This window comes from Alteraurantiacibacter buctensis (genome assembly GCF_009827655.1).
GTDB classification, from domain to species: Bacteria; Pseudomonadota; Alphaproteobacteria; order Sphingomonadales; family Sphingomonadaceae; genus Alteraurantiacibacter; species Alteraurantiacibacter buctensis.
The window spans coordinates 218526-240154 of sequence record NZ_WTYV01000001.1 but is presented as its reverse complement, the minus strand read 5'-3'; the positions used below and the strand labels follow the sequence as shown (position 1 = coordinate 240154).

The window sequence follows — 21629 nt, the reverse complement described above, 5'->3', positions numbered from 1 at the left end:
TGTGAATGAGCAGTTCTGCCAAATCTTCCGCACAATCCGGCAGCCCGCTGCTGCTGAAGGTGCTGGTCTTCGCCATGTTCGCGATGTTCGCGATGACCACCGATTCGGTGGGCACGGTGATCCCGGAAGTGATCAGCGAGTTCGACCTGGGCCTCACCGCCGCCGGATCGTTCCAGTATGCCACGATGTCGGGCATCGCCATCTCGGCCATCGCGCTGGGCTTCCTGGCTGACCGGCTGGGCCGCAAGGTCACGATCCTGATCGGCCTGGTCGCCTTCGGCCTTGGCTCGGCGCTGTTTGCCGCCGGGCACGATTTCCTGTTCTTCACTGCGCTGCTGTTCCTGTCGGGCCTTGGCATCGGGGTGTTCAAGGCAGGCGCGCTGGCGCTGATTGGTGACCTGTCGCGCTCTACCACCGATCACGTGCGCACGATGAACCTGATCGAAGGGTTCTTCGGTGTGGGCGCGATCATCGGGCCGGCGGTGGTGGCCTACCTGCTGCAGGTGGGGGCAAGCTGGAAATGGGTCTATCTGGTGGCCGCGATCCTGTGCGGCGTTTTGATTCTGGGCGTGGCGCTGGCGCGTTTCCCGCAGCCGGTGAAAACCAGCGCCGAGCCAACCCGCGCATCCGATGCCGTGCGCCTGATGGGCGATCCCGCGTCGCTGTTCTTCGGCACGGCGCTGATGCTCTACGTGGCGGCAGAGGCGGCAATCTATGTCTGGGCGCCCACGTACCTGGCCGATTACACCGGATCATGGGTGGCGCTGGCGGGCTATGCCGTATCGATCTTCTTCGTCCTGCGCGCGGCGGGCCGCTTCCTGGGGGTGTGGCTGCTGGGCCGCTATAGCTGGGGCGCGGTGGTGGCGCTGTGCAGCGCGGCGATGGCGGCGTTGTTCTGGGTGGCCGTGCTGGGCGGGCGCGAAGTGGCGATCTTTGCCCTGCCGGCCACGGGCCTGTTCATGTCGGTCCTCTATCCCACGATCAATTCCACCGGCATTTCCAGCTTCGACAAGGGCCGCCACGGGGCGATAGCGGGCCTGCTGCTGTTCTTCACCTGCGTCAGCGCGGTGCTGGCCCCGCTGGCCATGGGGGCGATGGGCGATGCGCTGGGAGACAGCCGCTATGCCATCGTGCTGGGCGCGGTCTTCGCCAGCCTGCTGGTGGTGCTGGCATTGTGGAACCTGGCCCGCCAGCCCTTCGCCACCCGCCTGGCCGAGCGCAATGCCGCCGACTATGCCGCCATCGGGCCGGAGGCGACGGACTGAGCCATGCTTCTTGTGGGAATTTACGTGTCGCAATCGATTGCGCCAGCACTGGCAGCTTGTTACGAAAGCCGCGCATGACCGCTTCCGCCAGCCCCGCCGATTTCACACCTGCCGGCGCGGCCCCCGCCCGCTGGTTCGTGGCCGCGTCCGACGCCTTCACTGTGGCCGGCCACGAGGCCCCGCCGATCGGCGCGGCCGACGTGGTCCGCATCGCGCCGGACCTCGACGTGTGGGATGCCTGGCCGGTCCAGCACCCCGATGGCCATCCGGTGGACCTGGGCGGCCATACCCTGTGGATGGCGCTGGCCGCGCCGCACTTTCCCGACCCTGACCAGCGCCACGGCCATGCCCGCATCCACCTGTTGCAGCGGCGCGATGGTGTCTGGGCCGACCTTGGCCCCGCCATGCCTGACGGTTTCTCGCCCGGCAGCCGCGAATGGTCCGGCTCCGCCGTGCTCGACCTGGCGAGCGGGGAGCTGACGCTCTATTTCACCGCTACCGGCCTGCGCGGCGAGGCACCGCTCACCTTCCTGCAACGCCTGTTCCGCGCCCGTGCCACGCTGCAAGTCGACGGCGGAACACCGCGCCTGACCCGGTGGCGCGACCTCTCCGAAGTGGCCCCGCGCGATGCCGCGCACTACATGGCCAGCGATGCCGGATCAGGCAGTATCGGCACTATCAAGGCCTACCGCGATCCGGCCTATTTCCGCGATCCGGCTGACGGGCGCAGCCACCTGCTGTTTGCGGCCTCCGCCGCCGGGTCCGCCTCGCAGTATAACGGGGTGATCGGCCTTGCCACGGCCACCGATGACGGGCTGGACCACTGGCAGGTGCAGCCCCCGCTGGTGACGGCGGACGGCTTCAACAACGAGCTGGAGCGGCCGCACGCCATCGTCCACGGCGGGCTCTACTACCTGTTCTGGTCGACCCAGCGGCACGTGTTCGATCCGGCCGGCGCACAGGGCCCCAACGGGCTTTATGGCATGGTGGCGGAAAGCATGGCCGGCCCGTGGCAGCCGCTCAACGGCAGCGGGCTGGTGCTTGCCAACCCGGCCACCGCGCCGCTGCAGGCCTATAGCTGGCTGGTCATGCCGGACCTGGCCGTGACCAGCTTCATCGACGACTGGGGGCCGGTGGAGCCGGCGCGCGAGCGGCGCTTCGGGGCCACCTTCGCGCCCATGCTGCACCTGGCGCTGGAGGGCAGCACCGCGCGCCTCGCCTGAGCTGCGGGGGAAAAATTGCGGCATTGAAGCCACGCTGAAACCGCTTGTGCAATCGATTGTGCAATTTTCATTGACACATGCGCATGCGTGTTCAATCAGCGAGAAATTGGAAACGATTGCCGAGTGAAGCAATCGATTGAGCTAGGGGAGTGGAGAGATGGGCTTTCGGCAGCAGATGACGGCGGCTATCGCCATTGCGGCGGTGCTGGCAGGCGGCGCGGCGCAGGCGCAGGACGCTGAATCGCAGGAAACCGGCGCGGCCACCGCAGAGGCGGGTGACGAAATCCTGGTTACGGCGTCCAAGACCGGCACGCAGGAACTGCAGGAAGTGCCGCTGGCAATCCAGGTGTTCAGCGGGGAAGACCTGAAGGAACGCAACATCACCACCATCGGTGACCTGGTCTCCAGCGTCCCCGGTGCCTTCGAGGGCTTCCGCCAGTCGAACGGCTCGCGCTTCTACAACCTGCGCGGCAACGTGACGCAGAACGGCGATTCGCCGATCGGCTACTACCTCGACGATACGCCTTTCATCGTCACCAACTTCGGCATCGCGCCGCCGGTGCGCTTCCTCGACATGGAGCGGATCGAGGTGCTGCGCGGCCCGCACGGCACGCTCTATGGCCAGGGCTCTTCGGGCGGCGTGTTCATCTTCCACACCCGCGATCCTGACCTGAACAGCGTGGAATACGCCTTCGAGGCGGAAGCCACCCGCACCACCGGTGCAACGGCCCCCAACTACAACGTGGCCGGTGCCCTCTCTGTGCCGATCATCGAGGACAAGCTGGCCATCCGCATCAGCGGCGGCGTGTCGGAAGATGCGGGCTATGCCGATGTCTACTATGGTGCCTTCGACGGCATCCCGGACGAGCGCGGCGTGAACAACGCCAAGAACGACGACATCCGCGTGGTGGCGCTGATCCGCCCGGTCGAGAACCTGGACATCCGCGCGCAATACTGGAAGTTCCGCCCGCGGCAGAACTTCACCGGCTTCACCGCCTCGGTCGATCCGGTGTACTTCCAGAACACTGCCGGGCAGGATGGCTTCTCCAACGGCAGCTTCGAGTTGATGAGCCTCACCGCCACGCTGGACCTCGATGATTTCACCATCACCAGCGCCACCAGCAACCTGGAAGGCGTGTTCGGCATCAACATCCCGATTGCCCCGGCCGGCTTCTTCTCCAGCCAGTTCCTGCCCAAGATGTTTGCCCAGGAACTGCGCGTGAACTCCAACGGCGAAGGGCCGTTCAACTGGGTGATCGGCGGTTCGTACCAGGATGGCAGCGGCCCGCAGGTCAACGCCCTGCAGATCCCGCCGTTCGTCAACATCAACGCCGACAACGACACGCTGACCGAGAACTGGGCGGTGTTCGGCGAGGTGAGCTACGAGCTGCTGGACGGCAAGCTGATCCCGCTGGCGGGCATCCGCACCTATCATGACGACCGCGCGTTCCGCGACGGCGGCGGCACGGTGCCGACCAAGGCGAGCGTGGAGACCTGGCGCCTCAACCTGACCTATATTCCCACCGACAACCTGACCATGTTCGTCACCGCCGCCACCGGCTTCCGCCCGGGCATCGTGCAGTCGCGCGTGCAGGTGGAATCGCTGCGGCTGGCCGGTGTTACCGTGGGCGTGGCGCTGGAGCCGGAACGGTCGAAGAACTACGAGTTCGGCCTGAAGTGGCGCACGCCCGACGATAACCTGAACGTGGGCCTCAACCTCTACAACCTGAAGTACACCAACCTGCAGACTTCGGTCACCGGCGGCATCCAGGGCGTGAACGGCTTTGCCAACTTCGGCGATGCCACCACCCGCGGCATCGACCTGGAAGTCCACTGGCGCACCCCGGTTGACGGGCTGAACCTGAACTTCGTCGGCAATATCAACGACAGCGAGTACGACAGCGTCAACCCGGTGATCGGCGGGGCTCAGCCGCTGCTGGCGCCGGGTGACCGGCTGCTCAACACGCTGGCGAACAACTATCGCTTCGACGTGAACTACAACACCGACATCGCCGAGGGCTTCGAAGGCTTCTCCAACGTATCCTTCAGCCACAGCGGCGACCGCCTGCAGGCCAACGGCTTCACCGCGCGGCCCTATAACCTGGTGGGCTTCACCGCGGGCTTCCGCCACGACAACTGGGAGTTCGCCTTCATCGGCAACAACCTGTTCGACGAGCGCGGGCCCACCTTTGTCGGGACCAACGGTCCTCTCTCCGGCTCCGGCCCCACGCCCCGCACGCTGGGTTTCCGGTTCCGGGTGACCTCCTACTAAGCTCGGGCCACAGGAGGACCGGCCGGCAGCTCCCTCTCCCTCCCCCCTCGGGGAGCTGCCGGCACCGCCATTGTTTCGCAAAGTTTTTGGTCGCTTCCCGCAGCGAACTTGCGCACAATTGGCGCGGGAAGGCGATTGCCGGGATTGAGGACAAGACGATGCAGCTGAGCAGGCGTGAACTGGGCCGGGCAGGGATGCTGGCCCTGGTGGGTGCGGCGCTGGTGCGCCCCGCCAACGTGCTGGCGCAGCCGGCGGCCCCGGCCCTTTCGGTGGCCGAACGGCTGGCCCCGATCGCCCCCGAACTGCGCCCCGCCGCACGCCGCATGATCGAGAACGGCTTTCCGGCGATCACGGCGGAATCGCTGCCCGAAATCCAGCGCATGTTCCCCCAGCCCATGCCCACACTGCAACCGGGCATTCCGGTGCGCGCGGTGGACATCCCCCCTGCCGGCAGCCTGCCGGGGGTGAAGGTCTATGTCATCAATTCCGAGCCCACGCTGCGCCGTCCGGCCATCCTCCACACCCACGGCGGCGGCCACCTGGTGGGCAGCGCAACGGGCGAACTGGCAGGCCTGCAGAACACCGCGCGTGACCTCGACTGCACCATCGTGACGGTGGAATACTCGCTGTCTCCCGCCGTGCGCTGGACCACCTCGACCGAGGAGAACTACCACGCGCTGAAGTGGCTGCACGGCAATGCCGAGGCGCTGGGGGTCGATCCTGCCCGCATCGCGGTTATGGGTGAGAGCGCCGGCGGCGGCCATGCCGCCACGCTGGCGATCAAGGCGCGCGACCGGGGCGAGGTGCCGGTGCTGTTCCAGTGCCTGGTCTATCCGATGATCGATGACCGCACCGGCAGCACGGTGACCCTGCCGCCCCACATCGCCACGGTGGGCTGGAGCGCGGCGGAAAACCGGCTGGGCTGGGAAAGTTACCTGGGCATGGCACCGGGCAGCGCCGGGGTATCCTCCACCGCCGCCCCTGCGCGGCTGGAAAACGTGGCCGGCCTGCCGCCCGCCTGGATCGGGGTCGGCTCGGTCGATCTCTTCGCGCCCGAGGACATCGACTATGCCCGCCGCCTGGCGCTGGCCAACGTGCCGGTGGAGCTGCTGGTGGTGCCGGGGGGCTTCCACGGGTTCGACGGGGCGGCGGCGGACACCGCCTTGGCGCGCAATTTCACCCAGTCCAAGCTGAACGCGCTGCGCCGCGCCTTCGCGCAAGGCTGACCGGCGTGGCGGGAAACAGGCTCGCCGGGATCGAGCTGGGCGGCACCAAGTGCGTGCTGGTGCTGGGTGATGGCGTGACCATTGTGGAGCGGGTGCAACTGCCCACCACCACGCCTGCGGAGACGCTGGCCGGGGCGGTGGCCGTGCTGCGCGGCTGGCATGATGCCGCGCCGCTCGCCGCAATCGGCATCGCCAGCTTCGGGCCGATCCGCGTCGATCCGCAGGCCGCCGATTACGGGCAGATCCTGGCCACGCCCAAGCCCGGCTGGGCCGGGGCTGACGTGCTGGGTGCGGTGCGCGCCGCGCTGCCGTGCCCCGTGCTGGTCGATACCGACGTCAACGGCGCGGCGCTGGCCGAACAGGCCCATGGCGCGGGCCGGGGTTGCGGCACGCTGGTTTACCTCACGATCGGCACCGGCCTTGGCGGCGGGGTGCTGGTGGAAGGCCAGCCGGTCCATGGCCGGATGCACCCGGAAATTGGCCACCTGCGCCTGCGCCGCGCGGCGGGGGATACCTTCGCGGGTTCGTGCCCGTTTCACGGTGATTGCATCGAGGGGCTGATTGCCGGCCCGGCGCTGCATGCCCGCCTGCCACGCCCGCCGGGCGACCTGCCTGCCGATGACCCGGCGTGGGAGCCGGTGGCGCATGACCTGGCGCAGCTTGTCGCCAGCCTGATGCTGTCGCTCTCGCCGCAGAAGATCGTGATCGGAGGCGGGGTGACGGGTCGCCAGCCGCACCTGCTGCCCCGCGCCCGCGCGCTGGTGCCGGGCCTGCTGGCTGGTTACCTGGGGCCGCTGGACGAAGCCGCGATGGCGGACCTGGTTGTCCCCCCGCTGCTGGGTGACGATGCCGGACCAACCGGCGCGCTGGTGCTGGCGGCGCGCGCCCTGGCGGGAGAGAACGCATGAGCATCAGGCACGGATTTGCGATTGCCACGGCCCTTGGCGGCACCGCGCTGGCGGCGCTGGCAGCCATTCCCGGCGCGGCGCAGGGAGACACCGTCCCCACGGCGGCAAGCTGCACTGCCCTGGCGCAGGCGGCCCTGCCCAACGTGGAGATCGGCACGGCGGAACTGGTCCCCGCCGGTCCCTTCACTCGCCCGGCCGGTGGTCCGCCGCAGGCTGGCGAGCCGCCCGTGCTGCCGGCCCACTGCCTGGTGCGCGGCACGATTGACCGGCGGATCGGCTTCGGCGGCCGCGAATTCGGCATCGGCTTCGAGCTGCGCCTGCCGCTGGAGTGGAACGGGCGCTTCCTGTTCCAGGGCGGGGGCGGGCTGGACGGCGTGCTCAACCCGTCGATCGGCGCCGTGGCCAACAGCGGCGGACCGCCTGCTCTGGCGCGCGGCTTTGCCGTGGTCGGCACCGACAGCGGGCATACCGGTTCGATCGTGGACGCCAGCTTCGGCTTGGACCAGCAGGCGCGCACCGATTACGCCTATAACGCGCTGGACGAGGTGACGCAGGAGGCCAAACGGCTGATCCGGCATTTCTATGGCGCGGGGCCGGCGTATTCCTATTTCGTCGGCTGTTCCAACGGCGGGCGGCAGGGGCTGGTGGCCTCGCAGCACCTGCCGCTGGAGTTCGACGGCATCGTGGCGGGTGATCCGGCGCAGGGCTTTTCGCGGCTGGGGCTGGGCGAGGCATGGAACATGCGCACGCTGGCCCGCGCCGCTCCGCGCGATGCCGACGGGCGGCCGATCTATGCCCGCGCCTTCTCGCAAGGGGACCTGGACCTGGTGAAAGGCGCCGTGCTGAACCAGTGCGACGCGCTGGATGGCCTGGCCGATGGCTTTATCAACGATTGGCGATCATGCAGCTTCCACCCGCGCACCCTGGTGTGCGAGCGCGGCAAGACCGAAAGCTGCCTGTCCCCCGTGCAGGCCGAGGTGCTGCACGAGCTGATGACCGGCCCGATGACGGCGGATGGCCGCCACGTCTACGGCCCGTTCACCTATGACACCGGCATCGCCAGCTCTGCCTGGCGCGGGATGCGGCTGGGCACGAGTGAAACCGGCCAGCCCAATTCGGCAGATTCGTTCCTGGGCCTGAACATGCTGCGCTACCTGCAACTGACCCCGCCCGATCCGGCGTGGGATCCGCTGGCGGCGGATTGGACGGTGGACCAGATGCTGGCCCGCATCCGCTACCAGGGCGGCATCGGCGATGGCGACAACCCGCTGCTGTCCACCTATGCCCTGCGCGGCAAGATGATCGTCTACAACGGCCTGTCCGACCAGGGCATGTCCACCCCGGAGATCATCCGCTGGCACGAGGCGATGGTCGCAGCGACCGGGCAGGCGGGGGCCGATGCGGTGCGCTTCTTTGCCGTACCGGGCATGCTTCACTGCGGCGGGGGCGAGGCGACCGACCGATTCGAGATGCTGGACGCCATTGTCGACTGGGTGGAGCACGGCCGGGCGCCCGACCGGATCGAGGCGACCAGCAGCACCATTCCCGGCGTGTCCCGGCCCCTGTGCCCGCACCCGCTGGTGGCGCGCTACAAGGGCGGGGACCGCAACGCGGCCAGCAGCTTCGCCTGCGAGGCGTGAGGAGCGGGCTTACTGGGCCAATTGCGCCCGGTAAGCCGCCGCTGCCGCATCCATCTCGGACACCGGGTTGGCCGGGCCGGAATTGCGGCCGGGGATGAACTCGTTGAGCACGTTGCGCTTCTGGATATACCAGCGGCCATCCAGCCGGACGAACTCGTCCTGGTAGAGGCCGTAGGTCCCGTCCTTCATCGTGTCATCCGGGCCGTTGTTGGCCATTTCCTGCCACAGGGTAGAGGCCCAGGCGCGGTCACCCTCCACCCGGATCGAGCTGTTGAGCAGCACGTGGCGCAGCTTGGCCGGCTGGCCATCCGCCGTGTGGTAGAAACGGCCGATGCCCTGGCTGAAATCCATCACCACGGCGCGGATCGCCTCTCGCCCACGGGTGGTGCCGCGGGCAAAGGTGAGCTCGCCATCGGGGGCGAAGGTGGCCACGTAGGCGTCCCAGTCGAAGTAATCGATGGCGAACATGTAGCGCGCCATCAGGTCCTCGATCTCCGCGCGGTCATCGGCATAGCCGCGGCTGTAGGTTGGGGCGTTGTCCTGCGCCATGGCGGGCAGGGCGGTCACGCCCATGCCCGCAGCAACCAGCACCAGCGCGGCTGTCTTCCAGTTCCTCATGTGATCCTCTCCCTCGTTGGTATGGCTCACCCGCCCCAATCCTGGTTGGCGCGGGCAATCAGGTACTGGTGGATGTCCGCCACCTGCTGTTCGGACAGCGTATCGGCAAAGCTGGCCATGCCGTTGCGGGCGCGGGTGCCGCGCAGCAGGATGTCGGCAAACTCGGCATGGGTGGCGGGCGACATGTGGCGCAGATCCTTGACCCCGCCGCGCGCCGCGCTGCCGTGGCACATCGCGCAGTTGGCGCCATAGAGCGTCTCGCCTGCCGCCACCTGCTCCGGCGTGCCGGTGAGGGCCGGGGGCGGGCTGAGCTGGGGCAGGGCGAAGCTTTCCGCCGGCATCGGCGGAAGCTGGGCCGTGCCGCCCAGGCGGAACACCAGCAGGCGCGGACGGCTGAGCTGCAGGTTGCTGAAGGCGGCCCGCTCCACGTGGGCCATGCCCCCGCCCCAGCCGGCGTTGACGGCGATGTATTGCACCCCGTCCACCATGTAGGTGATGGGCGCTGCCATCGGCACGTTCTGCGCCGGCATCTCCCACACCTTCTCGCCGGTATCGGCGCGATAAGCGGCAAAGGTGGTGTTGATAGTGCCCTGGAACACCAGGTTGCCGGCGGTGGCCAGCACCCCGCCGCTGCCGCGCTGGGCATAGGGCACGCGCCAGCGCTCGGTCTGGGTCACCGGATCCCACGCGGCCAGCCAGCCCTTGGAATTGGCATCGGCATGTTCGGCAATCTGGCGGCGGATATCGTCATGCCCGGTATAGGCCGCACCCGTGCCGCCGACCGCCGGATCGTAAGTCTCCGCCGTGGCATAGGCGGCATAGGTCTCGGTCACCGGCACATAGACCAGGCCCGTCTGCGGGCTGTAGGCCATGGCGTTCCAGTTGTGCGCCCCGCCGGGGCCGGGGCTGACCATCACCGGCACGTTGCCATAGCGCGCCGCCGGGTTCTCGATCGGGCGGCCGGTGGCCATGTCGATGCCGGTGGCCCAGCTTATCGGCAGCATTTCCTCGGCGCTCAGCAGTTCGCCGGTGGCGCGATCAAGCACGTAGAAGAAGCCGTTCTTGGGGGCCTGCATCAGCACCTGGCGCATCCGCCCGTTGATCGGCAGGTCGGCCAGGATCATCTGCTGCACGGCGGTGTAGTCCCAGTCCTCGCCCGGCGTGGTCTGGTAGTGCCAGCGATATTCGCCGGTGGTGGCATCCAGCGCCACGATGGAGGAGAGGTACAGGTTGTCACCCCCGCCGGGGCTGCGCCAACGGCGCATCCACGGGCTGCCGTTGCCGGTGCCGACATAGATCAGGTTCAGCTCCGGATCGAAGGCGAAGCCGTCCCACGCGGTGCCGCCGCCGCCGCTCAGCCACCATTCGCCGGTCCAGGTGGCGGCCGCGCGTTCCATGGCCTCGTTCTCGAACCCGTCGGCCGGGTTGCCGGGCACGGTGTACCAGCGCCAGGCCTGCTCGCCGGTCTGGGCATCATAGGCGGTGACATAGCCGCGCACCCCGCGCTCGGCCCCGCCGTTGCCGATCAGCACCAGCGCGCGGCCTTCCCGCGTCACATAGACGCGCGGCGCGCCGGTGACGGTGTAGGGCCTGGAGTTGTCGACCGTGAGGGTGGACCACAGCGGCTGCCCCGTATCCTTGTTCAGCGCGATCAGCCGCCCGTCCAGCGTGGCGACGAAGATCCGGTCCTGCCAGGCGGCCAGCCCGCGGGTCACGATGTCGCAGCAGGCCAGGCGGCCAAAGCGCAGGGGCACCTGCGGATCGAAGCGCCACAACTGCCGCCCGGTCACCGCGTCATAGGCGGTGGTGATGTTCCACGGCTCGGTGTTGTAGAGTGTGCGGCCGATCACCAGCGGGGTGGCTTCCTGCCCGCGATCGGTCTGCAGGTCGATATACCAGGCCAGGCCAAGCTGGTTGACGTTGCCGGCGTTGATCTGGTCCAGGGGGCTGAAGTGCTGCTCGTCCCAGGTGCGGCCGTTGCTGAGCCACTGGCCCGGCTCCACCGCAGCGCTGGTCAAGCCTCCGGTCCCTTGCGCGGCCACGCCGGACAGGGCGCTCACCGCCAGGAAGGCCGCTACGGCCACGTGCCACTTGCGCATCGTTACTATTCCCCCTGAAGGACGCGGGCGGCGAACTGCGCGTTCAGCCAGCCCTCGTTGGTACTGTTGTGGTTGAGCGTGCCGGGATCGCGCCCGGCTTCGGCGGCGAGCGCGGTAATGCGTCCGCCGCCGAGATGGAAGGTGTCAGGCTCGCGGCCTGCGATGGGATCGGCGAAAGCCTTCTCGATCGGCACGATGGTCCAGCCGGCGGCCTGCAGCCCGGCGGCAAGGTCGGCGATGAACAGGGCGTTGAGGTCGGTCTCGTGCAGCAGGATCACCTGCGCCGGGCTGCGCCCCAGCACGTCGCGCGCCACGGCATCGCTGTGTTCGGCGGCGGAGACCAGCGTCTCCACGTAGAAGTCGCGCAAGGCATCCATGTCCAGCGCCTTGCCGTCCCGCTGGGCCTGGTTCGCCAGATTGTCGATGTGCCAGTCCCAGTTGTCCACCGTGACATAGGCGTTGAGCAGCCCGCGCCGGGCCAGCCCTGCGCGCACGGCATCGCGCCGGCGATCGCGCCCTTCGTGCAGGTAGGGATAGCGGAACCACGGGCGCAGCCCCGGCATCCCGTCCAGCCAGCCCTGCGCCTGGTCCACATCGGCCAGGTATTCATCGGCCGTCATCTCGTTCAGCGAGGTGTGGCCGAACGAATGGTTGGCGATCACGTGGCCGGCGGCCACGTAGGCACGGATGCGCCATTCGCCGCCCTGCCCGGCATCCTCGCCCAGGTTGCCCGGGGTGACGAAGAAGCCGGCCTGCGCCACGCCACCTTCGGCCAGGCCCGCGATCAGGCGGATCGCCCGCTCGTCAGGCGTGAAGAAGGCCCCGGCCTGGCGGGGCACGTCATCGAAGCTGAAGGCAATGGTCTTGTCCTGTGCCGCGGCCGGGCCAGCCAACCCGGGAAGGGCGGCCAGCACCAGCAGAACCAGACCGGCGACAAGTCGGATCATGCCGCCCCGATGGCGCTCGCATCCGCCCAGAAACCGTGGACCTGGCCCACGGCGCGGAACGGCAGCTTCACTCGCGCGCGGGGCGCGGCGTTGTCGCTGGCCAGGATATCGGCAATGTCGAACAGGATCAGGTCGCTGCGGCCGTTCTCGGCCTGGCTGTTACCGATGCCGATCAGGTAGCCGTCACCCTCTGCCGCCGTGGGCGTGCGGGGGACGAAGCACAGTTCGGACAGGCCGAAGCCGGGCACGGTGGCAACCCTGGTGTTGCCGGTGGCATGGTCGATCACCGCCCAGCCATCCTGCGCCCCCATGGTGTTGAGGAAGCCCCAGCGATACTTCAGCGTGTGGAACCGGTCGTCCTGCCGCGCCAGCATGCCGGTGAGGTGGGGGTAGATCGTTTCCGCCTGGTAGGTGGAGACATTGCGCTGCCCCATGTCCACGGTGAAGCGGCGGATATAGCCGGTGCCCTTCACCGGATCCCACGGCTCGTGCTTGCTGGGGAAGAACGGGAACTGGTTGCCCTCGCCCCCGTCCATGTCGACGGTGATCTTCGTGCCTTCGTTCCAGCCCGCCATCACGTGGGTGCAGAACAGGTTGGGGCCGGTCAGCCACTTCAGGTCACTGCCATCGCCGCCGCGGCGCATCACGCCCAGGTAGCAGGGCAGCGTGCTGTCATAGCGGAAGTGGACGCCGCCGGCCGCGATCTGCTCGGCATCGGCGGCCAGGTTGGTGAGGTAGAGGACGATGTAGTCCTCGGTGGCACAGAAATCGTGCATCATCCCGGCATAGGGCGCTTCTACCATCACCTGCCAGGTGATGTTGCCGGCGGCGTCGGTCTCGAACACCTCGATGTCCTTGCTCAGGAACCCGGTGGCTTCATAGCCGAAGGCGATCAGCCCGCCGGTCTTGGGGTCGATCTTGGGATGGGCCGTATGGGTCTTGCCCATCATCCGCCCGCCATAGGTGTATTCCGGATCGGTGGTTTCCAGCGTCAGCGGGTCCATCGCCACGGGCGGGCTGTCCTCCTTGAAGGCCAGCAGCTTGCCGTGGTGGACGAACAGCTGCGTGTTGGCCGTGCCCCGGTTGTAGCCATCCACCGTGGGGTGGTCGGTCGAAGGATTGCGGTACATGCCGAACAGGCTGCGGCGGGCATTGTGCTGCGCCAGCCACCGGGCATTGCGGGCATAGCGGGTCTTGTAGTCGACGTGCCCGTCCTTGATGCGGAACATCGACACGTGGCCTTCGCCGTCGAAGGGAATGTCGTTCTTGTACTGCTCGGGCTTGGGATACTGCGGATCGGGGCCCACGCGGTAGAAGGCACCGTTGAGGTCCTTCGGCCAGTCACCCTCGACCTCGCAGTCGAACAGGTCCATCTCGGTGCGGTTGGTGCCGCTGCCGCCAAAGGCGCGCGGGTCCGAGGGGAAATCCACCTGTGGCGCGCCCTCTGCCGGGCGGGTGGCGGAAATCTCCTGCGCCAGCACCGGCGCTGCGGCCAGCCCGCCCACCAGAGCCGCGCCGCCAAAGGCCGATGCGCCCATGAATCCGCGCCGGTCCAGCCGCGGGCCTGCCTTGCTATCAGTCATCCGAAATCCCTCTCCCGAAAGCGTTTTCACTTCCGCCTGCCAGCTTTGGTTTGGACCACGCCGTTTGACAAGCGCAAAACGGTAACGCCCGTTATCGTGGCCAGCGCAGAGTGTGGGGCAAAGTCCCGCCATCGGGGCCCCAAGCAAAGGCTGCGCGCTGTCCACAGGGGGCGGTGTTGAATTGGCCGCGCGCGGCGCTTAGGTCGCTTGCCCAACAGTTCATCTCAAGACGGGCGATTCCATGACCACCCACACCACCCGCATGCTCATCATCGGTTCCGGCCCGGCGGGCCTGTCTGCCGCCATCTATGGCGCGCGTGCGGGGATGCAGCCGATCGTGGTGCAGGGCCTGCAGCCGGGTGGCCAGCTGACCATCACCACCGACGTGGAGAATTACCCCGGCTTTGCCGACGTGATCCAGGGCCCCTGGCTGATGGAGCAGATGACCAAGCAGGCCGAACATGTCGGCACCCGCATGATGTGGGACACCATCACCGAGATCGACCTCGCCAACGGCTCGCCCTTCACCGCCAAGGGCGATTCGGGCGACGAATACGTGGGTGACGTGCTGGTGATCGCCACCGGCGCGCAGGCCAAGTGGCTGGGGGTTCCGGGCGAGCAAGAACTGGGCGGCAAGGGCGTATCGGCCTGCGCCACGTGTGACGGGTTCTTCTATCGCGGCAAGAAGGTGGCGGTGATCGGCGGCGGGAACACTGCGGTGGAGGAAGCGCTGTACCTCACCAACCATTCCCCCGAAGTGACCGTGATCCACCGCCGCGACAGCTTCCGCGCGGAGAAGATCCTGCAGGACCGGCTGTTCGCCAATGAGCGCATCAAGGTGCTGTGGAACAAGGAAGTGGTCCGCTTCGTGGCCCGCGACAGCGGCCCGCTGGGCCACCTGGAACTGCGCGACACGGTGACGGGCGAGCTCTCCACGCTGGAGACCGACGGGGCCTTCGTCGCCATCGGCCATGCGCCTGCGACCGAGCTGTTCAAGGGCAAGCTGGAAACCGATGCCAGCGGTTACCTGGTGGTCGAACCGGGCACGCCCAAGACCGCCATCCCCGGCGTGTTCGCCTGCGGTGACGTGATGGACCACACCTATCGCCAGGCAGTCACCGCCGCCGGCACCGGCTGCATGGCGGCGTTGGATGCCGAGCGCTTCCTGGCGGCCAGGGACCACGCGGCGCGCGCCGGGCAGGAGAGCGTGGCGGTTTACTGAGGCCTGGGGCCTTCGCGCCACGCGGCAAAACCGATCACCGCAGGCCGGACAATCCGATATTGTCACCCTGCGGCGTCGCAGCTAGGCAAACGCTTTCAGGGGAGCCGGACGCAGGGTTTGCGAGTCCGTGACCTTGCAGGAGTCGCTTTCCACCCATGCAGCCCAACACCGTACTGATCGCGGGAGGCGGCATTGCCGGCCTCACCCTGGCCCTGACCCTGCACCAGATCGGCGTGCCGTGCACCGTGTTCGAAAGCGTGCGCCAGCTCCAGCCGCTGGGGGTGGGCATCAACATCCAGCCAAACGCCGTGCGCGAGCTGGAGGACCTGGGCATCAGCGAAGCCGAGATGGACCAGGTGGGCATCCCCGCGCGCGAATGGGCGTTGGTGGGCCTGAACGGGCGCGACATCTATTCGGAAGCGCGCGGCAAGCTGGCGGGCTATCACTGGCACCAGTATGCGGTGCACCGCGGCAAGTTCCACCTGATGCTGTACCGCAAGGTGCTGGAGCGGCTGGGGCCCAATGCCGTGCGGCTGGGCCAGCAGGTCACCGGCTACCGCAAGGAAGCGGACGGCAGCGTCACCGCGCTCATCACCACGCGCGACGGGCAGCAGATCGAGGAACGCGGCCGCCTGCTGTTCGGCGCGGAGGGCATCCATTCGCCGGTGCGCGCGCAGATGCACCCCGGCCAGCCGCCGATCCACTGGGGCGGCACGATCATGTGGCGCGGCACGGCGCGCGGCGTGCCGATCCGCAGCGGAAGCTCGTTCGTGGGGCTGGGCACCAGCCGCCACCGCATCGTGTTCTACCCCATCTCGCACCCCGACCCCAGCGGCCTGGCCGACATCAACTGGATCGCCGAGCAGACCTATGAGGCGGGGCATGACTGGACCAAGAGCGGCTGGTTCCGCCCGGTGGAGATCAGCGAGTTTGCTGACCAGTTCAGCGGCTTCGTTTACGACTGGCTGGACGTGCCCGACCTGCTGGCCCGGTCCGAAGTCGCCTATGAAAACCCGATGATCGACCGCGATCCGCTGCCCACCTGGGTCGATGGCCCGGTGGCGCTGCTGGGCGATGCGGCGCACCCGATGTATCCCACCGGCTCCAACGGGGCCTCGCAAGCGATCGTCGATGCCCGCGTGATCGGGCGCAAGCTGCTGGACCACGGCGTGAACCAGGCCGCGCTGGCCGCCTATGACGCGCAATCGTGCGAATCGGTGGGCGGCGTGGCGCTGCGCAACCGCGGGGCGGGGCCGTTCGGCCTGCTGAACCTGGTGGAGGAGCGTTGCGGCGGCCAGTTCGACGATATCGACGTGGTGGTGCCGCCGGAAGAGCGCAGCGCCTTCATGCTCAATTACCAGAAGGCCGCCGGCTTTGCCCGCGACGCGCTGAATGCCGCGCCGCGGACCATCCCCGAAGGGGCGCGGGTGGAAACCGTCTCCGCATGACCATCGCGCTGGAGCACGCCACCGACCTGACGGTGGAGCTGAACCCGCCGCATGAAATGGGCAGCTGCCCCGCCGGCACCCGCCGGATCATCCCCATCGTGGGCGGCACGGCGGTGGGCCCGCTGCTCAATGGCGAGATCCTGAACGTGGGGGCCGACTGGCAGACGGTGACGCGCGACCACGTGGCGGAACTGGATGCCCGCTATGCCATCCGCACCAACGATGGCGCGGTGATTGAGGTGATCAGCCGCGGCGTCCGCCATGCCACGCTGGAGGTGCACGAGCGGATCAAGGCGGGTGAAGAGGTCGATCCGGCGGAATACTACATGCGCACGGCGATCCGGCTGGATTGCGGCCACCCGGACTATGCCTGGGTCAACCGCGCGCTGTTCCTGGCCCGGGGCGGCAAGGTGGGCAACCAGGTGCGGCTGAGCGTTTACCGGGTGTTGTGACGTTTCTCCCTCTCCCTTGAGGGGAGTGGGCTTTGAAGAAAACACTTTCCTACAGCACCCGATTTAGTGCAGCCCGATTCGCGTCCGCAGTATCCGGCCGGTGCAGCGGATGGGCCGTCTCCTGATCTTCGGATGCAGGAGAAATGACCGGCGCGGGCGTCCCGGCATGTAGCCGAACGTTCGCACCAGGCATGGCCGCCACGCGAGTGCTGGCTCCCGTCGCATCTGAAGCTGGGGGTTGGCCGCGGGCCGGCGGCAACAAATCTCGACGCGAATGCAAGTAACCTCTTACCCAAAGCGTCGTCGAGTCCGGGCACAGAATGCGGCAACTCCGCGCCGGTCATTTGCTCTTCCCGCCCACCCCGGCAGCCCATTGGCTGGCCGGGCCACGGGCGCATCCAGCCCTACTTGTGATCGCCGCGCCCGAAGTCCGGGCGGGCATCGTCCTGGCCCAGCGCCACGATGCTGCGGCGGATCGCGCGGGTGCGGCTGAAGGTGTCGAACATTGTCTGCCCGTCACCCGCCCGGATTGCCTCGCGCATCAGCGCAAGGTCGGTCAGGAAGGTGTCGAGCATTTCCAGCACCGCGTCCTTGTTGTTCAGGAACACGTCGCGCCACATGGTCGGGTCGCTGGCGGCGATGCGGGTGAAATCGCGGAAGCCGCCGGCGGAATACTTGATCACCTCGCTGCGGGTCACCGTCTCCATGTCGCTGGCGGTGCCCACGATGGTATAGGCGATCAGGTGGGGGATGTGGCTGGTGACGGCCAGCACCTTGTCGTGATGGTCGGCATCCATCGTCTCGACCATGGCCCCAAGGCTTTCCCAGAAATCGACCAGCCGCGCCACCTGCGCGCGGTCGGCATCGGCAGGCGGGGTGACGATGCACCAGCGCTGGTGGAACAGCATGGAAAAGCCCGCGTCCGGCCCGGAATGCTCGGTGCCCGCCACCGGATGGGCGGGGATCACGGTGAAGCCGGGCAGGGCATCCACCAGCATGTCGGTGATGGTGCGCTTGGAACTGCCCACGTCGCTGACGACGCATTCGGGCGAAAGGTCGGCGGCGATGGCGGCAGCGGCGGCGGGCATGGCCCCCACCGGCACGCACAGGATCACCAGGTCCGCCCCGCGCACAGCCTCGCCCGCGTCCTCGCACACCGTATCGGTCAGCCCGCGCTCGCGCGCGCGGCGGCGCACGGCGGGGTCGATGTCCCAGCCGGTGGTCTTCGTGTCCGGCAGGTCCTCGCGCACGGCAAGGCCGATCGAGCCGCCGATCAGGCCCAGCCCGATGATGGCGACGTGGCGATAGCTCATCGCGTGCCTTCCGTCAGGTTGCGCAGCACCTGCGCAATCGCATCCATCTGCTCGCGCGTGCCGATGGTGATGCGCAGCGCCTGCGGCAGGCCCTGGCCCGGCAGGTGGCGCACGGCATAGCCGGCCTCGCCGATGGCGTTCAGCGCCGTTTCTGCGCTCAGCGCGCCCTCGAACAACACCAGCACGAAGTTGGCCTCGCTCGGCACGGCGCGCAGCCCGTGGTTGCCCAGCGATTCGATCACCTCCACGAAGCGTGCCCGCTCGCTGAAGTTGTGCGCCCGGCTGGCGCGCACGAAGGCCTGGTCGGCCAGCGCCGCCTCGGCCGCAGCCTGCGCCGTGGTGGTCAGGTTGAACGGCCCGCGGATGCGGTTCAGCGCATCGACCAGGTGCGGCGCGCCGGTGCCCCAGCCGATCCGCTCGCCCGCCAGGCCATAGATCTTGGAGAAGGTGTGGGTGACCAGCACGTTGGCGTGGTTGGCCGCCAGGGCCAGCGCGCCATCGTCATCATCGGGTGCGACATATTCGGCATAGGCCCGGTCCACCACCAGCAGCACGTCTGCCGGCAGCCCTGCGTGCAGGCGGGCGAGTTCGGCGCGCGGCAGGAAGGTGCCGGTGGGATTGTTGGGGTTGGCCAGGAAGACCACGCGGGTGCGCTGCGTCACGCAGGCCAGCAGGGCATCCACGTCGGTGCCGAAGTCCCTGTCGGGCGCGACCACCGGGGTGGCCCCGCAGCGGCGGGCGGCAATATCGTAGACCGAGAAGCCGAAGCGGACATAGGCCACCTCGTCCCCCGGCCCGGCAAAGGCCTGCGCGGCCAGGTTCAGCAGCTCATCAGAGCCGGTGCCGCAGACGATGCGCGCCGGATCGATCCCGTGCAGTTCCCCCAGCGCGGTACGCAGGGCCACCGAATCCGGATCGGGATAGGTCGCCGAGTCCGACACCCGCGCGCGCGCTGCCATGGCGGCGGGGCTGGTGCCCAGCGGGTTCTCGTTGGCGGACAGCTTGACCAGCGGCTTGCCGTCGGCGCTTTTCGACTTGCCGGGGACATAGGCATGGATCGCCGCGATCCAGTCCTTCATCCGGGGCTTCACCTGCGGGGCGGGGCAATCTTTCGTGGTGTCAGTCACGGGCAAGGCCCTTAGCGCCTGCCACGCACAATTGACAGCCCGCACGGCAGGCCCCAAGTCCCAGCGCGTTCTATGGCCACCGCACTGCCCCTCGATCTCAACCGGCTGACCCTTGCCCATCCCCTGCCGCTCGACAGCGGCAAGGTGCTGGAGGGGGTGGAGCTGGCCTACGAGACATACGGCACGCTGGCGGCGGACAGGGGCAACGCGATCCTGATCTTCCACGCGCTGACGGGGGACCAGTTCGTGGCCCGGCAGCATCCGGTCACCGGCAAGCCCGGCTGGTGGGAACGGATGGTCGGCCCCGGCCTGCCGATCGATACGGATCGCCATTTCATCATCTGCGCCAACATCATCGGCGGCTGCATGGGCAGCACCGGCCCTGCCAGCCCCGGCCCCGATGGCCAGCCCTGGGGCATGCGTTTCCCCGTGATCACCGTGCGTGACATGGTGCGCGCGCAGGTGGCCCTGCTGGACCAGCTGGGCATCGGCACCCTGCACGCGGTGGTGGGCGGATCGATGGGCGGGATGCTGGCCCTGTCGCTCGCCGCCAACTGGCCGGGGCGGGCGAGCCGCGTGCTGGCGATTGCCACCACCGCGCGGCATAGCGCGCAGAACATCGCCTTTCACGAGGTGGGGCGCCAGGCGATCATGGCCGATCCGGACTGGGCGGGCGGCGACTATTACGGCGGCAGCGGGAAAGGCCCCGAAAAGGGCCTCAGCGTCGCCCGGATGGCCGCGCACATCACCTACCTGTCCGAAGCGGGCCTCACCGAGAAGTTCGGCCGCCGCCTGCAGGATCGTGAGGCAAAGAGCTTCGGCTTCGATGCCGATTTCCAGGTGGAAAGCTACCTGCGCTACCAGGGCATCAGCTTCACCAACCGCTTCGATGCCAACTCCTACCTCTACATCACTCGGGCGATGGACTATTTCGACCTGGCCGAGGAGCATGGCGGCCGCCTGGCCGATGCCTTCCAGCATGTGGGCGATACCCGCTTCTGCGTGATCAGCTTCGATACCGACTGGCTCTATCCCACGGCGGAAAGCCGCGCCGTGGTCCATGCCCTGAACGCCGTGGCCGCGCCGGTCAGCTTCGTGGAACTCAGCGCCCCCTTCGGGCACGACAGCTTCCTGCTGGATTGCCCGGCGCTGGACCGGGTGGTGAAGGGGTTCGTGGGATGAGCTTGCGCCCCGACCTTGCCAAGATCGCCAGCCTGGTGCCCACCGGCATGCGCGTGCTCGATATCGGCTGCGGCGAGGGCGAGCTGATGGGCGTGCTGCGTGACGAGCGCGGCGTGGACGTGCGCGGGATGGAGCTGGACCCGGAGCTGGTGGAACGCTGCGTATCGCGCGGCCTTTCCGTGGTGCAGGGCGATGCCGACCGCGACCTGGCCGACTATCCCGACGCTGCCTATGACGTGGCGATCCTGAGCCAGACGCTGCAAACCGCCCAGCGGCCCGACTACATGCTGGACCAGTTGCTGCGGATCGGCCGCACCGCCTTCGTCAGCTTTCCCAACTTCGCCTACTGGAAGATGCGCCTCTCCCTGCTGGTCCACGGGCGCATGCCGGTGACGCGGCACCTGCCGGTAAGCTGGTACGAGACCGAGAACATCCATCACCTGACCGTGGCCGACTTCCGCGACCTGCTGGCCGCCAAGGGCGTGACGGTGGAGGGAAGCTGGTTCTTCGCCGACGGGCGCGAGATCGGCAGCTTCCGGGCCAACTGGCGGGCGGAACATGCGGTGTTCCGGTTGAGCCGGTAAGTGCCTTACCGCAGCGGATGGGGCCCGCGGCTTGGCTGCTTCGGAGTCGGCCTGCTGCTGCTGCTTGCACCCGTTGCCCTGTATCTGGCCTGGGTGATTACGCCGCCGCTTCCGTTGCGCCCGTTCGATGCCAGCGACTGGCGCGCTGTCAGCCGCTCGGATGACTATTCGCGGCAGGAAATGGTCGGGGCGCTGATCTGGGACGATACGCTTGAGGGGCGCACCCGGCCTCAGGTTCTGGCTCTGCTCGGTCCCGACTGCGAATGCGCCTGTTTCAGCGACTGGGATCTGGTCTATTGGCTGGGGCCGGAGCGTAACTGGTTGAGCCTCGATTCCGAATGGCTGGTGATCAACTTCGATGCTGCCGGCCGGTTTCAGGATTACGCGCTGGTTACCGACTGATCGAGTGCGGGCGCCGTTTTGCGAGGCGCAACCGCCGCATCCTAACCGCTTCCCAAGCCGCACAAATCATGGGATGACCCGGGCCTGACCCGCCACAAAAGGCGGGCTGCGGGGTGGG

The 21629-nt window shown here is 68.1% G+C and carries 18 protein-coding genes; 12 read left to right on the top strand and 6 right to left on the bottom strand.

What is annotated here, in order from left to right:
* The first annotated feature begins 5 nt into the window (after positions 1-5).
* From GRI99_RS01130 to GRI99_RS01105, 6 genes are all read left to right on the top strand, one after another.
* Positions 6-1265, top strand: coding sequence for an MFS transporter (locus GRI99_RS01130; protein ID WP_160770174.1), 1260 nt, complete (start codon positions 6-8; stop codon positions 1263-1265).
* Between the two features lie 74 nt (positions 1266-1339).
* Positions 1340-2488, top strand: a complete 1149-nt coding sequence (locus GRI99_RS01125; protein ID WP_160770173.1) for a glycoside hydrolase family 68 protein — start codon at positions 1340-1342, stop codon at positions 2486-2488.
* A gap of 157 nt (positions 2489-2645) precedes the next feature.
* Positions 2646-4760, top strand: coding sequence for a TonB-dependent receptor (locus GRI99_RS01120; protein ID WP_160770172.1), 2115 nt, complete (start codon positions 2646-2648; stop codon positions 4758-4760).
* 158 nt (positions 4761-4918) lie between these two features.
* A complete protein-coding gene (locus GRI99_RS01115) occupies positions 4919-5986 on the top strand; it encodes an alpha/beta hydrolase (protein ID WP_237438058.1) in 1068 nt (355 codons plus the stop codon).
* Positions 5983-6894, top strand: a complete 912-nt coding sequence (locus GRI99_RS01110) for an ROK family protein (RefSeq protein WP_202392918.1) — start codon at positions 5983-5985, stop codon at positions 6892-6894. Before GRI99_RS01115 ends, GRI99_RS01110 begins: the two co-directional genes overlap by 4 nt.
* Positions 6891-8534 (top strand): tannase/feruloyl esterase family alpha/beta hydrolase, encoded by a 1644-nt coding sequence (locus tag GRI99_RS01105; RefSeq protein ID WP_160770170.1) that lies wholly within the window; start codon positions 6891-6893, stop codon positions 8532-8534. Before GRI99_RS01110 ends, GRI99_RS01105 begins: the two co-directional genes overlap by 4 nt.
* Before the next feature lie 9 nt (positions 8535-8543).
* Here the strand turns inward: GRI99_RS01105 and GRI99_RS01100 are convergent, their stop codons facing one another.
* From GRI99_RS01100 to GRI99_RS01085, 4 genes are read right to left on the bottom strand one after another with little or no spacing between them, the layout of a single operon-like run.
* Positions 8544-9152, bottom strand: coding sequence for a nuclear transport factor 2 family protein (locus GRI99_RS01100; protein WP_160770169.1), 609 nt, complete (start codon positions 9150-9152; stop codon positions 8544-8546).
* Positions 9153-9178: 26 nt separating this feature from the next.
* Entirely contained in the window at positions 9179-11251 is a 2073-nt protein-coding gene (locus GRI99_RS01095) for a PQQ-dependent dehydrogenase, methanol/ethanol family (protein WP_160770168.1), read from the bottom strand.
* 5 nt (positions 11252-11256) lie between these two features.
* On the bottom strand, positions 11257-12198 hold the full coding sequence (locus tag GRI99_RS01090) for a polysaccharide deacetylase family protein (protein WP_160770167.1): 942 nt from the start codon (positions 12196-12198) through the stop codon (positions 11257-11259).
* Positions 12195-13781 (bottom strand): carotenoid oxygenase family protein, encoded by a 1587-nt coding sequence (locus GRI99_RS01085; RefSeq protein WP_160770166.1) that lies wholly within the window; start codon positions 13779-13781, stop codon positions 12195-12197. Before GRI99_RS01085 ends, GRI99_RS01090 begins: the two co-directional genes overlap by 4 nt.
* Positions 13782-14022: 241 nt before the next feature.
* Between GRI99_RS01085 and trxB the strand changes: the two genes are divergently transcribed.
* From trxB to GRI99_RS01070, 3 genes are all read left to right on the top strand, one after another.
* Entirely contained in the window at positions 14023-15003 is a 981-nt protein-coding gene (gene trxB, locus GRI99_RS01080; protein ID WP_160770165.1) for a thioredoxin-disulfide reductase, read from the top strand.
* Positions 15004-15158: 155 nt separating this feature from the next.
* Positions 15159-16451, top strand: a complete 1293-nt coding sequence (locus GRI99_RS01075) for a flavin-dependent oxidoreductase (protein ID WP_160770164.1) — start codon at positions 15159-15161, stop codon at positions 16449-16451.
* Entirely contained in the window at positions 16448-16903 is a 456-nt protein-coding gene (locus tag GRI99_RS01070; protein WP_160770163.1) for a DUF3237 domain-containing protein, read from the top strand. The genes GRI99_RS01075 and GRI99_RS01070 overlap by 4 nt, the downstream gene beginning before the upstream one ends.
* A gap of 404 nt (positions 16904-17307) precedes the next feature.
* Here GRI99_RS01070 and GRI99_RS01065 read toward each other — a convergent pair whose 3' ends face one another.
* Positions 17308-18216, bottom strand: coding sequence for a prephenate/arogenate dehydrogenase family protein (locus GRI99_RS01065; RefSeq protein WP_160770162.1), 909 nt, complete (start codon positions 18214-18216; stop codon positions 17308-17310).
* Positions 18213-19295: a histidinol-phosphate transaminase gene (hisC, locus tag GRI99_RS01060; protein WP_160770806.1), complete on the bottom strand. Its 1083-nt coding sequence runs from the start codon at positions 19293-19295 to the stop codon at positions 18213-18215. The genes GRI99_RS01065 and hisC overlap by 4 nt, the downstream gene beginning before the upstream one ends.
* Positions 19296-19415: 120 nt before the next feature.
* Here hisC and metX point away from each other — a divergent pair, with 120 nt between their 5' ends.
* From metX to GRI99_RS01045, 3 genes are read left to right on the top strand one after another with little or no spacing between them, the layout of a single operon-like run.
* The gene (metX, locus tag GRI99_RS01055) at positions 19416-20525 is read left to right on the top strand and encodes a homoserine O-acetyltransferase MetX (RefSeq protein WP_160770161.1); all 1110 of its coding nucleotides are present in this window, start codon (positions 19416-19418) and stop codon (positions 20523-20525) included.
* Positions 20522-21109: a methionine biosynthesis protein MetW gene (metW, locus tag GRI99_RS01050; RefSeq protein WP_160770160.1), complete on the top strand. Its 588-nt coding sequence runs from the start codon at positions 20522-20524 to the stop codon at positions 21107-21109. Before metX ends, metW begins: the two co-directional genes overlap by 4 nt.
* The gene (locus GRI99_RS01045; protein ID WP_160770159.1) at positions 21110-21511 is read left to right on the top strand and encodes a hypothetical protein; all 402 of its coding nucleotides are present in this window, start codon (positions 21110-21112) and stop codon (positions 21509-21511) included.
* The last annotated feature ends 118 nt before the right edge of the window (positions 21512-21629 follow it).